Origin of the sequence: Streptomyces sp. NPDC050147 (genome assembly GCF_040660195.1) — a bacterium.
GTDB lineage: Bacteria > Actinomycetota > Actinomycetes > Streptomycetales > Streptomycetaceae > Streptomyces.
In genome coordinates, this window is record NZ_JBFALJ010000001.1 from 18,771 (window position 1) to 31,780 (window position 13,010).

The following is a 13,010-nucleotide window of genomic DNA, read 5'->3' on the forward strand; positions in this document are numbered from 1 at the left end:
GAGCCGGGCCCCATGGGCGAGCAGCACAGCGTGAAGTTCCCGCAAGAGGTCATCGACGAGTACGCCGCGCTCGGCGTGGACCTGCCCGCCCTCTTCTCCGCGGGCGACCTGGGCACCCGGATGGGCGTCGAGATCGTCGAGGCCTCCGCTGAGCGCGTCGTGGGCACCATGCCGGTCGAGGGCAACACCCAGCCGTACGGCCTGCTGCACGGCGGCGCGTCCGCCGTGCTCGCCGAGACCCTCGGCTCCGTCGGCTCGATGCTGCACGGCGGGAGCAAGAAGCTCGCCGTCGGCGTCGACCTGAACTGCACGCACCACCGCGGCGCGCGTTCGGGCCTGGTCACCGGCGTGGCCACGCCCGTGCACCGGGGCCGCTCCACGGCGACGTACGAGATCGTGATCACCGACGAGCAGGACAAGCGGGTGTGCACCGCGCGGCTGACCTGCCTGCTGCGTGACGTGGAGCCGAGCGTCTACGCCGGATAAGGCAGTCGAGGGCGGTCGAGGGCGGGCGCGCTGGCGGGACCGGGCCGACTCAGGGTCGCCCCGCGCATTGTCGGGGCGTGCGGCCCCGGTCTAGCGTCGGCCCATGAGGCACCGGAAACAGCTCTGTGCGCTCGCTCTCGCCGCCCTCCTCGCCACCCCCCTCACCGCCGGCGGATGCGGCGGCAGCCCCCCTTCCGCCGACACCCCCGAGCCCTCCCCGGCCACCACCCCTCCCGAGGACCTCTGCACGGCCCTGATCACCAAGTGGGGGCGGCAGATCTACGACGCGGGCAAGGAGACCTACGGCGACTACCAGTCGATGGGCCTCTCCAACGGGCAGTACACGATCCTGCGGGACACCCTCGACCTGGCCCGCGCCGAGCGCAAGCGCCACGGGGCCGACGCCGGGCGGAAGTTGATTGAGCGTCAGGCACGCGAGCGGTGTGAAGAGCGCTACCGCCACGGGGAGCCGAGCGGCGGGCCGTGGGTGTGAACGCCATCGGCCCCGTCGAGCCCGGCGACGACACCTACGAGACCCGAGCCGACCGAGCCGCCGCGGACCAGGTCGCCGCCCCCGTCCAGCCTCACTCGTTCCTCACCCGGCACCGCCGCACCGTCGTGGCCCTCGCCTCGGCCGTGGTGGTCGTGGCCGCCGGTCTCAGCCTCTACCTGACCCGCCCCCGGCCTCCGGCGCCACCGCCACCCCTGCATCCCTCGCAGACCGTTTCGGTGACCTACCGGGGTGAGATGACGTATCCACGGGCCGGCGACCGTACGTTCAGCTTCACCGTCGCCCTGCGCCAGGACGCGGGGCCGCCGGTGTCCGTCAGACGGATCACGCAGCCGTCGGCGGCCCTGTCGGTCACCGTCGCCCCCCATACCCCATTCACCGTGAATTCGGGAACCCCTCGTACGGCACGCATTACGATGCACATTCGCAAATGTGGAACGGTGCAACGGAATGCCGGACTCCCTTTCCTGGTGGTAACACTGCGTAATGCGCGCGCAATGCAGTTACAGGCCTTCATCCTCGGCGAGAGGTACGCAAAAGATCTTTCAAGGGCCCTGACAGCCGCATGCCCCCCAAACACTGATGTCATGAGTAAAACACCCTGACAGTCCTGCAAGTTCTCAGCATGCGGGATGCGCCGAAGACGGCGTATTCCGCCACAACCGCCCCTCGAGTTCCAGCCCGGAATACTCCGTGGCATAACAAGAGCGTCACACCTTTGGCCTGACCACTCCACCAGGAACAAAGCGGCCCTTAGAGTCACGGCCAGTCACCGCGCCCACCGGATTCCTCTCAGTTCGGTTCTGCGCTCGACTCGGCCACCCAACAGGGGACGGCCGTGCCAGGGGAAAGGACTGATCGTGCGTCAACGTTCGCTCATAGCCATCACCGCTGCACTCACCGCGGGGGCACTCACCCTCACCGCCTGTGGCTCACGCGACGACAAGGACAAGGAAGACTCCGCGGGCGGCGGAACCACCGTGGTCATCGGCGTCGACGCGCCGCTGACCGGCGACTTGTCCGCGCTGGGCCTCGGTATCCGCAACTCCGCGGACCTCGCCGCCAAGCAGGCCAACGCGAAGAAGCACGTCGACGGCATCACCTTCAAGATCGAATCCGCCGACGACCAGGGGCAGCCCGCGTCGGGTCAGACCAACGCGACCAAGTTCGTCGCCAACAAGGACATCCTCGGCGCCGTCGGCCCCCTGAACTCCTCCGTCGGCGAGTCGATGCAGAAGGTCTTCGACGACGCGAAGCTCGTCCAGGTCTCTCCCGCCAACACCAACCCGGCCATGACCCAGGGCCAGGACTGGAACGGCGGCAAGAAGGTCCGCCCGTACAAGGCCTACTTCCGTACCGCCACCACGGACGCCGTCCAGGGCCCCTTCGCCGCGCAGTACCTGTACAACGACGCGAAGAAGAAGAAGGTCTTCGTCGTCGACGACAAGAAGACCTACGGCGCCGGCCTGGCCGCCACCTTCAAGGACGAGTTCACCAAGCTCGGCGGCAAGGTCGCCGGCACCGAGCACGTGAACCCCGACACCAAGGACTTCGGCGCCGTCGCCACCAAGATCAAGAACTCTGACGCCGACGTCGTCTACTACGGCGGCGAGTACCCCGCGGCAGGCCCGCTCAGCAAGCAGATGAAGAAGGCCGGGGCCAAGATCCCGCTCGTCGGCGGCGACGGCATCTACAGCGCCGACTTCGTCAAGCTCGCCGGCAAGGAGGGCAAGGGCGACATGGCCACCTCGATCGGCCAGCCCGTCGAGGAACTGCCGTCCGCCAAGGAGTTCATCGCGAACTACAAGAAGGCCGGCTACAAGGAGGCCTACGAGGCCTACGGCGGCTACTCCTACGACTCGACCTGGGCGATCATCGAAGCGGTCAAGAAGGTCGTTGAGGACAACGACGGCAAACTGCCCGACGACGCCCGCGCCAAGATCGTCGAAGCCATGCAGAACGTCTCCTTCGACGGCGTGACCGGCAAGGTCTCCTTCGACGAGTACGGCGACGCGACCAACAAGCAACTCACCGTGTACCAGGTGAAGTCCACCGAGGACCCGGCCAAGGGCTGGGAGCCGGTCAAGTCCGGCACCTTCACCGGCTGACCCACCCCGCAGCACGACACCACCGCGCGGGGCGCTGCCTCTGCAGCGCCCCGCGCGGCGTCGCATCCGTCACCTAAGCCGTACGGCCAGCGAGGCCCACCGCCACCGCCCGCAGGCCGAACGACACCGAAAGACTCGGAGGACCTGCGGTGCACGAACTGCCGCAACAGCTGGTCAACGGCCTGCTACTGGGATCCATGTACGGCCTGATCGCCATCGGCTACACAATGGTCTACGGCATCGTCCAGCTCATCAACTTCGCCCATGGCGAGATATTCATGGTCGGCGGCTTCGGCGCCCTCACCGTCTGGCTGTGGCTGCCCGGCGGCACCAGCATGTGGCTCGCCCTGCCACTCATGCTCATCGGCGCCGTCATCGTCTCCACCCTCATAGCGGTCGGAGCCGAACGCTTCGCCTACCGCCCACTGCGCGGCGCACCCCGCCTCGCACCCCTCATCACCGCCATCGGCCTCTCGCTCGCACTGCAGCAAGCCGTCTGGGCCTGGTACCCCAACGCGAAGTCGTCCCGCACCTTCCCCGAGATGCCCGGCGACTCCATCCACATGGGCTCCATCACCATCCAGCCCGGCGACATCTTCCTGCTGATCACCGCCCCGATCTGCATGTTCGCCCTCGGCTACTTCGTGATGAAGACCCGCGTCGGACGCGGCATGCAAGCCACCGCACAAGACCCCGACACCGCCAAACTCATGGGCGTCAACACCGACCGTGTCATCGTCGTGGCCTTCGCGATCGGCGCCGCCTTCGCCGGCATCGCCGCCGTCGCCTACGGATTCCGCTACGGCGAAGTCCAATTCCGCATGGGCTTCCTCTGGGGCCTCAAAGCCTTCACCGCCGCCGTACTCGGAGGCATCGGCAACATCTACGGCGCGATGATCGGCGGCCTCGTCCTCGGCATCGCCGAAGCCATGGCCACCGCCTACATGAACGACATCCCCGGCATGAGCCAGCTCGGCGGGCAGTCCTGGGCCGACGTCTGGGCCTTCGTACTCCTCATCGTCGTACTCCTCGTCAGGCCACAAGGTCTCCTTGGCGAGCGCGTCGCGGACAGGGCGTGAGAACCATGACCACACAGACCACCGCGGCCGACGCGCCCACCCCCAAGCACGACCACACACCCACCGGCCTCATCGCCATCCCCGAGGGCCCCGCCCGCGCACTGGCCACCGGCGGCGGCATCCTCACCATCATCTCTACGTTCATGGCATGGACCTGGACCGCGGCATTCCCCGGCGACCTCACCGTCTACGGCTACCCCGGCGGCCTCCAAGTCCTCGTCCTGATCGCCGGCCTCCTCACCACCCTCTTCGGCCTCGCCTCCTACGGCGTCAAGGGCGCACGCGCCCTCGCCCCCGGCGGCGCCGACGCGGCCCTCAAATACGCGGCGCTCGCCGCCTTCGTCACCACCTGGTACACGATCATCTCGATCAGCTACCAACTCGGCGGACTCGCCAACCTCGACCCCGGCGCCTGGGTCGCCGCCATCGCCACCCTCGCCGCCTTCCTCGGCGCGCTCGCCCTGCCCTTCGTACGACCGCACACCTACGCGATCGACCCCGAGGACACCGGCGGCGAACAGTTCAAGCACCGCATGCGCAACGGCCTGATCATCTTCAAGGGCGCCTTCGCCGCCGAAGCCCCGCCCACACCACGCAAACTCCCCAGCACCATCGAAATCCTCATCATCGTCGCCGCACTCGCCGTGGGCCTCCTGGTCTTCACCTACGGCATCGGCACCGAGTACGACGAACTCTTCATCGGCTTCCTGCTCACCGTGGCGTTCGGCTTCGCCGCGCTGTCCAAAGCAGGACTCGTCGCACAGGTCTCCACCTACACCGGGCGACACCGCAACGTCACCCTCCTCGGCGCCTTCATCGCCGCCGCAGCCTTCCCCTTCACCCAGAGCGACGACCAGTACGCCACCATCGGCGTCTACATCCTCATCTTCGCCACCGTCGCCCTCGGCCTGAACATCGTCGTCGGCCTCGCCGGACTCCTCGACCTCGGCTACGTCGCCTTCCTCGGCGTCGGCGCCTACGCCGCCTCCATGGTCTCCGGATCCCCCTCCTCACCCTTCGACGTCCACCTGCCGTTCTGGGGCGCCATCCTCGTCGGCGCCGGCGCCTCACTCATCTTCGGCGTACTCATCGGCGCCCCCACCCTGCGACTGCGCGGCGACTACCTCGCCATCGTCACCCTCGGCTTCGGAGAGATCTTCCGGCTCGTCGCGATGAACTCCGACGGCACATCGGGCCCGGACATCACCAACGGCTCCAACGGCATCTCCTCGATCCCCAACCTCAAGATCCTCGGCTTCGACCTGGGCATCGAGCACAGCATCCTCGGCGTCACCATCGGCCGCTTCGCGAACTACTTCTTCCTGATGCTGCTCATCACCCTCGTCGTCGTCCTCGTCTTCCGACGCAGCGGCGACTCCCGCATCGGACGCGCCTGGGTCGCCATCCGCGAAGACGAGACCGCCGCACTCGCCATGGGCATCAACGGCTTCCGCGTCAAGCTCATCGCCTTCGCACTCGGCGCCACACTCGCCGGACTCGCAGGCACCGTCCAGGCACACGTCACCTACACCGTCACCCCCGAGCAGTACCAGTTCGCCAACACCGTCCCACCCAACTCCGCCTTCCTCCTCGCCGCAGTCGTCCTCGGCGGCATGGGCACCATCAGCGGACCCCTCGTCGGCGCGGCACTGCTCTACCTCATCCCCAGCAAACTCTCCTTCCTCGGCGACTACCAGCTCTTCGCCTTCGGCCTCGCACTCGTACTCCTCATGCGCTTCCGCCCCGAAGGACTCATCCCCAACCGCCGCCGCCAGCTCGAATTCCACGAAGCCGAACTGGCCCCCGGCGACACGCCGCCACCCACAGTCCTCAGCAAGACAGGGGCCTGAGCCATGACCACCGACACCACCACCAACAAGGACAGCGCCGCCCCCTCACCGGCCGGAGAAGCTGTCCTCGACGCCCGGGGCGTCACCATGCGGTTCGGCGGCCTCACCGCCGTACGCTCCGTCGACCTCACCGTCAACAGCGGCGAGATCGTCGGCCTCATCGGCCCCAACGGCGCGGGCAAGACCACCTTCTTCAACTGCCTCACCGGCCTCTACATCCCCACCGAGGGCGAAGTCCGGTACAAAGGCAAGGTCCTGCCCAGCAAGTCCTTCAAGGTCACCGCGGCAGGCGTCGCCCGCACCTTCCAGAACATCCGCCTCTTCGCCAACATGACCGTCCTGGAAAACGTCCTCGTCGGCCGCCACACACGCACCAAAGAAGGCCTCTGGTCCGCCCTCCTGCGCGGCCCCGGCTTCCACAAGGCAGAAGCCAAGTCCAAAGCCCGCGCCCTCGAACTCCTCGAATTCGTCGGCCTCGCCGAGAAGGCCGAACACCTCTCCCGCAACCTGCCCTACGGCGAACAGCGCAAGCTGGAGATCGCCCGCGCACTCGCGAGCGAACCCGGCCTGCTCCTCCTCGACGAGCCGACCGCAGGCATGAACCCGCAGGAGACCCGAGCCACCGAAGAACTCGTCCTCGCCATCCGGGACATGGGCATCGCCGTCCTCGTCATCGAGCACGACATGCGCTTCATCTTCAACCTGTGCGACCGCGTCGCCGTACTCGTCCAAGGCGAAAAACTCGTCGAAGGCGACAGTGCAACCGTCCAACAGGACGACCGCGTCATCGCCGCCTACCTGGGCGAACCCTTCGAAGGAGCCCCCGGCAGCACAGAAGCCGACGCCACGGGCAACGAGGAGAACAACCGATGACCGCACTGCTCGAAGTCGAAGACCTCAAAGTCGCCTACGGCAAAATCGAAGCCGTCAAAGGCATCTCCTTCAAGGTCGAAGCCGGCGAGGTCGTCACCCTGATCGGCACGAACGGCGCAGGCAAAACCACCACACTGCGCACGCTCTCCGGACTCCTCAAGCCGGTCGGCGGCTCCATCAAATTCAACGGAAAAGCACTCCGCAAATACCGCGCGGACCAGATCGTCGCACTCGGCCTCGCCCACTCCCCCGAGGGCCGGCACATCTTCCCCCGCATGACGATCGAGAACAACCTGCGCCTCGGCGCGTACCTGCGCAGCGACAAAACCGCCATCGAAAAGGACATCACGCGCGCCTACGAACTCTTCCCCATCCTCGGGGAACGCAAAAAACAAGCCGCAGGCACACTCTCCGGCGGCGAACAACAAATGCTCGCCATGGGCCGCGCCCTCATGTCCCAGCCGAAACTGCTCATGCTCGACGAACCCTCCATGGGCCTCTCACCGATCATGATGCAGAAGATCATGGCAACCATCGCCGAGCTCAAATCCCAGGGCACGACCATTCTGCTCGTCGAACAGAACGCCCAGGCGGCGCTCTCACTCGCCGACCACGGTCACGTCATGGAGGTCGGCAAGATCGTCCTGTCCGGCTCCGGGAACGACCTGCTGCACGACGAGTCGGTGCGGAAGGCGTACCTGGGAGAGGACTAGGACTCCGCCGTCCCGGCATACGAGAAGGCCCGCACCCCGGCTTCGGGGTGCGGGCCTTCCTCGTACTTCTCGTACGCGATCCGGGGACTACTGCCCCTTCGCCGCCTTCTTCTCGTCGGCGTCCTCGATGACCGCCTCAGCGACCTGCTGCATCGAGAGCCGCCGGTCCATCGACGTCTTCTGAATCCAACGAAACGCGGCCGGCTCCGTCAGGCCGTACTCCGTCTGGAGGATCGACTTCGCACGATCCACCAGCTTCCGCGTCTCCAGACGCAGGGTGAGGTCCGCGACCTCGCTCTCCAGCGTCTTCAGCTCCGTGTAGCGCGAGACGGCCATCTCGATCGCCGGGACGACGTCGGTCTTGCTGAAGGGCTTCACGAGGTACGCCATCGCGCCCGCGTCCCTGGCCCGCTCGACCAGGTCACGCTGCGAGAACGCGGTCAGCATGAGCACCGGGGCGATGGACTCCTCGGCGATCTTCTCGGCCGCCGAGATGCCGTCCATGACGGGCATCTTCACGTCCAGGATCACCAGGTCCGGCTTGTGCTCGCGGGCCAGCTCGACGGCTTTCTCACCATCACCGGCCTCGCCGACGACGGTGTAACCCTCTTCCTCGAGCATCTCCTTGAGGTCGAGCCGGATAAGAGCCTCGTCCTCGGCGATGACGACACGGGTCGTCAGCGGAGGCACGTGCGACTTGTCGTCGTCATCGGCTACGGGCTGGGGCGACTCGGGGGAAGTCACGGGGGCTCCTAGGTGCGGGCCGGGCAGGTACTGCTGCCTCGCCAGCCTACCTAGCTGCAGCGGCACGCGGTGACCCGGTATAGTTCCGGCAGCGGCTGGCCGGGTTGGTGGAACGGTATACACGGAGGTCTCAAACACCTCTGCCTGAAAGGGCTTGCGGGTTCGAATCCCGCACCCGGCACCAGTGACGACTAAGCTTGAGTTTTAACTTGTTGCCGGGCCGTCTTGCCAGCGAAACCAGGCGCGGTCCTGGTCGATGTGGAGCAGAAATTCGGCCACGGCCCCCGACGGCGACTCTAGGGTCAGGGCACCTTCGATGAGGTCATAGACTTCGTCGAACCGTTCGAACTCTTCGGCGGCGACGAGGGCCGTGATCTCGTCGAACCAGGGCTTGAACTGGCTGAAGGCAGGTTCTGAGAGGAAACGTCCGCACTGCCAGGGCATACCTGGCTCGTCGATGACAATCGTGCCGACGAGGGTGCTGCCGCCCAAGAGTCGCCACGCGTCGTGATGATCGGTCATCCTGGATCCATGGTTCGGTGCTTACGGCTTCCTTGCGTGGCGGTGCCCGGCATAGCTGACAGGCTCGAAGAGGTTACGGAACACCTGCAGAGCGGCACTCCGCCGGGGTGAAGTTCCCAAACCTGCCCTCGCCCAGCCCCCGACAACTCTGACATGGTGGGGGCTGTGACGCGTCGGCGAACGGGCTAGTTGTTGACGCAAGCGGCGTTCCTCGGGAAGGACAGATGAAGCTTCTCCTCACCGACTCCGGTATCACGAACGCGAGCATCCAGAATGCGCTGGTCGACCTCCTGGGTAAGCCGATCGCCGAGTCCAGCGCCCTGTGTATCCCCACTGCGGGGTACGGGGCCCCCAACGCTGATCCGGGCGGGTCATGGCGATTCATCAGCGGACGATCCATCTACCCCATGACGGGGCTGGGGTGGAAGTCGGTGGGCGTGTTGGAGCTCACTGCGTTGCCCAGCATCGACGAAGCGCGCTGGGTCTCCTGGGTCCGGGAAGCCGACGCCCTGCTGGTCAACGGTGGTGACGCGCTGTACCTGGCCCACTGGATGCGGGAATCCGGGCTCGCTGACCTCTTGCCGTCGCTGCCGGACACGGTCTACGTGGGAATCAGCGCCGGGAGCATGGTGATGACCCCCCGCATCGGGCAGGACTTCGTGGGCTGGAAGCCAACCACCGGAGGTGACAGCACGCTGGGCCTGGTCGATTTCTCGATCTTCCCGCACCTGGATCAATCGGCTTGTCCGGAAAACACCATGGCTGAGGCAGAACGATGGGCGGCCAGGATCGCGGGTCCGGCGTATGCGATCGACGAGCAGACCGCTATCAAGGTGACCGACGGCGCCGTCGAAGTGGTCTCCGAGGGCCACTGGGAGTTGTTTTAAGTCAAGCTGAGCTTGTTTTTTATGGTTTGTGAGCTTTGAGTTGATTACGTTCGGCGATGCTTTCAGGGCGTCTAGTTGATTTGCCCACGTCGTAGCGGGTGGCCGGTCGTTGGTTCTTCGAGCCGAGTGGGCGTCCTGGGCCGGGGGTTGAGGGTTTGGGCGCACGGGCCGGGCTGTGCAGGTGGGGGCGGAGGTTCCTGAACCCCCGGCGGACGCGGGCTGGGGTGAGCCGGGCGGGCTCGGCCGGTTTCTCCCAGGGGCGGCGGAGATCGGCGGCGGCCTCGCGGGTGAGCCTCAGCTGGGTATGCGCTGCGATGACGAGCCACGTCCACCGGTCCGCGGCCTCGGGGCTGCGGGGCCTGGGACGGGTCCAGCCGAGCGTCTGCTTAACAAAACGGAAAGTGTGTTCCAGGTCGAAGCGCCTCAAGAACGCTTGCCACCGCAGGTCGACGTTCTCGCTGGCCATGCCGGTCTTGGACGACCACAGCCAGACCGGCAGCGGGTCGTGACCGCCGGGCAGATGGGCGACCTGGAGGCGGATCAGGGTGCCCTCGATGATGGGGAGCTCGCCGTCGTGGTCGATCCACGCCGAGCGGGTAGTGAGCCGGGGGTGGATGCGGTCCCAGGCCATCGCCTGGGCGGTGCCGTAGCGGTCGGTAATTTGCACGGTTTCCGTGTCGGGCTCGCCCCACGTGTCGGGCCTGGCGAAGCGGAACTCCTTGCCGTGCTTCGGCGGTCGCCCACCCTGGGGATAGGCCAGGGCGTACTCCTTGAGTGTGGGCGTCGGCCGTCGCATGACACGGTCCGCACGCATTCGCCCGAGCACCTCAATGGGCAGGCCGTCAAGGAGATGGGCCATGCGCGGGGCGTCGTAGCCGGCGTCGAAGACGACCAGGATGTCGTCGTCCCCGGCTTCCCACTGTCCCTGGTCGATCAAGTCGGTGACAACGCGGCGGACCTGAGCGGCGGTGACCTCGGCGCCATCGTCGTCGGGGCCGAGCCGGACCGCGTCGAGCAGCTGGCACCACGATGTCCGTCCGGTCTCCAGCGCGGCGACGAACGAGTATGGCCAGCCGGGAATGAACTGGTCCGAGGAGCGTCCCGAGCGGCCGTAAACGTGGCAGAACAGACGGTCCGGGCTGGTCGGTGCGTCGGGCCGCAGCCACGCGGAGACATCGACGGCCAGGACCAGGCGCCCGTCCGCGGCCTTGGGCTGCGGCAGCATGGCCAGCGCCTTGCGCAGCCTGGCCACGTTGATGCGACCGTGGTTGAGCGCGTCGTACAACGCGCCGTGTCCACGCCGGTGTTCCGCCAGCAGCGTCAGGTCGACCGGTGAGGTCACCGGGCCGTCCTCGCAGAGCATCGCGTCCGTGAGCTCGAACAGCGTGTCACCGCGCCGGGTCAGGCATGTGTAGAGGTCCTCCCGGAAGTGGGACGTGAAGTCGAATGCCTCGTCCCGGGCGTCGTGCTGCAGCAGACTCACCCCTGTGGTCTTCGTATGAGTGCGGTTCTGTGACGGACGGAATGCATGCTCATGCGGAAGCCGTCCGCCTGTCCGGCGAATGCCCAGGTGAGTGACCCTGTGCGAGACGGCGTTCGGGAAGGCTCAGAGGGGCGCCATCTGCAACTCGCCGATAGTCCGCAGGCCGACTTGTGCCGCCAGCCAGTTTGCCCGTCGGGCTTCGACCTGCTTCACGTGGACGTACACCGTGTGGTCCGGCGCGGGCTCCTCAAGGTAGAGGTCGCGTGCATTCACACACACCGTGACGTAGGCGCCTCTGGTGCCCCCACGACCGAGGCCGACCTCCGGAGCCTCAGGCCAACCACTGAAGTCCCAGCGCACCATGGCCGGGACGTTCCCCGCCGCAGTCAGGAATGCCTCCACTGCTTCCGGGGCCACGCACCATCTGCTCATGAAGATCGGGAGGCACTCCGACGCGGAGTCGCCCGTGCGCGAGGAGCCGTGCCGGTCGGCCCCGTACGCCCACCAGTCAGCATCCGGCACGACTCCGGCCAACCGCTCCAACTCAGGGGTCGTGGAGACCCGTGCTTCGAAGTCGACTTCGAGGTCCACGGTGTCAGCGAGCGCGAGCAGCCGCCCAGCGACACGCAGTGCCTCGGCAACATCCGTCGTCCTCAGCACTGCCTGCGCGTACGAGTTGCTCATGGCAAGGAGCCTGCCAAGTTACCCGCCGGTCCGCGACCGAATACCTGAACACCCCTCCGGATTCAGCGGAAACCACACCCTGGTAGCTCGCAAAGGTTAAAAAGCAAGCTAAGCGGATGTTCACATTCTCGTGAACATCCGCCTTTTGCTACGCACTGCCACAATCGGTCACACAGAGTGGTGCCATGATCTTCCACGGCACAGAGGTACGGCAGAAAGCCCTCACGCTGCTTCGAGGCGGCGCAAAGAACGCCGAGGTTGCCCGTCGGCTGAATGTCCCGAGCGGCACCATCGCGTACTGGCGACATATGGACCGCGCCAAGCGCGGAGAGTGTCCGGGCAAACACGACCCCAAGTGCCCGCAGTGCGACGGCCGCGATCTCGACATGGTGGCGTACTCCTACCTTCTGGGGCTCTACCTCGGAGACGGGCACATCATCCAGTACTCCGGCCACCGTGTACCTAGCCTGATGATCGCCTGCACTCAGTCGTGGCCGGGCCTCATGGACGCCTGTGAACGAGCCATGCGTGCTGTCTTCCCGGACAACTCCGTGTGCCGAGTGCGCAGAACGGGGTGCAGCAACGTCAAGGTCTACTCGAACCACTTGTGGTGCATGTTCCCGCAACACGGAGCGGGCAAGAAACACGAGCGTCGGATCGCCCTGGAACCCTGGCAACAGGAGATCGTCGACGCCCACCCTTGGGAGTTCATCCGCGGCCTCATTCACTCCGACGGCTGTCGCATCACCAACTGGACGACCCGCATCATCGGCGGCGAGCGGAAGCGCTACGAGTACCCCAGGTACTTCTTCAGCAACAAGTCCGACGACATCCGCAAGCTCTTCACGGACACGCTCGACATGGTCGGCGTCGAATGGACGACGCTCGCACGCGGCAGCGACCCCTTCAACATCTCCGTCGCCCGCAAAGCCTCAGTAGCCCTCATGGACACCCACGTAGGCCCCAAATACTGACCCACCCCACGCCCACGCAATAGGACACGTCACACCCCTCCCCCGCCCTCCCTGGGAGCTGCCCCAAATCCACGGCGAACCCTTGCCCCGCCCCGT

The 13,010-nt window shown here is 66.4% G+C and carries 14 protein-coding genes and 1 tRNA gene; 10 read left to right on the forward strand and 5 right to left on the reverse strand.

The features are described 5' to 3' along the window. Window positions 1-12: 12 nt before the first annotated feature. Together AB0I94_RS00080 and AB0I94_RS00085 are read left to right on the forward strand one after the other, a co-directional pair. Window positions 13-486, forward strand: coding sequence for a hotdog fold thioesterase (locus AB0I94_RS00080; RefSeq protein WP_363307077.1), 474 nt, complete (start codon window positions 13-15; stop codon window positions 484-486). 103 nt (window positions 487-589) lie between these two features. Beyond that, window positions 590-979 carry a hypothetical protein gene (locus AB0I94_RS00085; protein WP_363307078.1) on the forward strand — a complete coding sequence of 130 codons (390 nt, stop codon included), beginning with the start codon at window positions 590-592 and terminating at the stop codon, window positions 977-979. A gap of 241 nt (window positions 980-1,220) precedes the next feature. On the opposite strand, the gene AB0I94_RS00090 is transcribed toward AB0I94_RS00085, so the two are convergent. Next, window positions 1,221-1,352 (reverse strand): hypothetical protein, encoded by a 132-nt coding sequence (locus AB0I94_RS00090; RefSeq protein ID WP_363307079.1) that lies wholly within the window; start codon window positions 1,350-1,352, stop codon window positions 1,221-1,223. Window positions 1,353-1,857: 505 nt separating this feature from the next. Here AB0I94_RS00090 and AB0I94_RS00095 point away from each other — a divergent pair. The 5 genes from AB0I94_RS00095 (at window position 1,858) to AB0I94_RS00115 (ending at window position 7,620) form a co-directional block, all read left to right on the forward strand. Beyond that, window positions 1,858-3,105, forward strand: a complete 1,248-nt coding sequence (locus tag AB0I94_RS00095; RefSeq protein WP_363307080.1) for a branched-chain amino acid ABC transporter substrate-binding protein — start codon at window positions 1,858-1,860, stop codon at window positions 3,103-3,105. Window positions 3,106-3,254: 149 nt separating this feature from the next. After that, window positions 3,255-4,184: a branched-chain amino acid ABC transporter permease gene (locus tag AB0I94_RS00100; RefSeq protein WP_160504439.1), complete on the forward strand. Its 930-nt coding sequence runs from the start codon at window positions 3,255-3,257 to the stop codon at window positions 4,182-4,184. A 5-nt stretch (window positions 4,185-4,189) separates the two neighbouring features. Beyond that, a complete protein-coding gene (locus AB0I94_RS00105) occupies window positions 4,190-6,034 on the forward strand; it encodes a branched-chain amino acid ABC transporter permease (protein ID WP_363307081.1) in 1,845 nt (614 codons plus the stop codon). Between the two features lie 3 nt (window positions 6,035-6,037). Beyond that, complete coding sequence (locus tag AB0I94_RS00110) at window positions 6,038-6,907, forward strand: ABC transporter ATP-binding protein (protein WP_363307082.1); 870 nt, start codon at window positions 6,038-6,040, stop codon at window positions 6,905-6,907. Continuing rightward, a complete protein-coding gene (locus AB0I94_RS00115; protein WP_363307083.1) occupies window positions 6,904-7,620 on the forward strand; it encodes an ABC transporter ATP-binding protein in 717 nt (238 codons plus the stop codon). The genes AB0I94_RS00110 and AB0I94_RS00115 overlap by 4 nt, the downstream gene beginning before the upstream one ends. An 87-nt stretch (window positions 7,621-7,707) precedes the next feature. Here AB0I94_RS00115 and AB0I94_RS00120 read toward each other — a convergent pair whose 3' ends face one another. Further along, the gene (locus AB0I94_RS00120) at window positions 7,708-8,364 is read right to left on the reverse strand and encodes a response regulator (RefSeq protein ID WP_249590519.1); all 657 of its coding nucleotides are present in this window, start codon (window positions 8,362-8,364) and stop codon (window positions 7,708-7,710) included. Between the two features lie 98 nt (window positions 8,365-8,462). Here AB0I94_RS00120 and AB0I94_RS00125 point away from each other — a divergent pair. Continuing rightward, window positions 8,463-8,548, forward strand: a tRNA-Leu gene (locus AB0I94_RS00125). 20 nt (window positions 8,549-8,568) lie between these two features. On the opposite strand, the gene AB0I94_RS00130 is transcribed toward AB0I94_RS00125, so the two are convergent. Then, on the reverse strand, window positions 8,569-8,886 hold the full coding sequence (locus AB0I94_RS00130) for a hypothetical protein (protein ID WP_363307084.1): 318 nt from the start codon (window positions 8,884-8,886) through the stop codon (window positions 8,569-8,571). 224 nt (window positions 8,887-9,110) lie between these two features. Here AB0I94_RS00130 and AB0I94_RS00135 point away from each other — a divergent pair, with 224 nt between their 5' ends. Next, window positions 9,111-9,773, forward strand: coding sequence for a Type 1 glutamine amidotransferase-like domain-containing protein (locus tag AB0I94_RS00135; protein ID WP_363307085.1), 663 nt, complete (start codon window positions 9,111-9,113; stop codon window positions 9,771-9,773). A gap of 19 nt (window positions 9,774-9,792) precedes the next feature. Here AB0I94_RS00135 and AB0I94_RS00140 read toward each other — a convergent pair whose 3' ends face one another. Together AB0I94_RS00140 and AB0I94_RS00145 are read right to left on the reverse strand one after the other, a co-directional pair. Then, the gene (locus AB0I94_RS00140) at window positions 9,793-11,250 is read right to left on the reverse strand and encodes an NF041680 family putative transposase (RefSeq protein ID WP_363307706.1); all 1,458 of its coding nucleotides are present in this window, start codon (window positions 11,248-11,250) and stop codon (window positions 9,793-9,795) included. A 129-nt stretch (window positions 11,251-11,379) separates the two neighbouring features. Next, entirely contained in the window at window positions 11,380-11,940 is a 561-nt protein-coding gene (locus AB0I94_RS00145) for a hypothetical protein (RefSeq protein WP_363307086.1), read from the reverse strand. A gap of 185 nt (window positions 11,941-12,125) precedes the next feature. On the opposite strand from AB0I94_RS00145, the gene AB0I94_RS00150 reads away from it, so the two are divergent. Continuing rightward, on the forward strand, window positions 12,126-12,914 hold the full coding sequence (locus AB0I94_RS00150) for a helix-turn-helix domain-containing protein (RefSeq protein ID WP_363307087.1): 789 nt from the start codon (window positions 12,126-12,128) through the stop codon (window positions 12,912-12,914). Window positions 12,915-13,010: the final 96 nt, after the last annotated feature.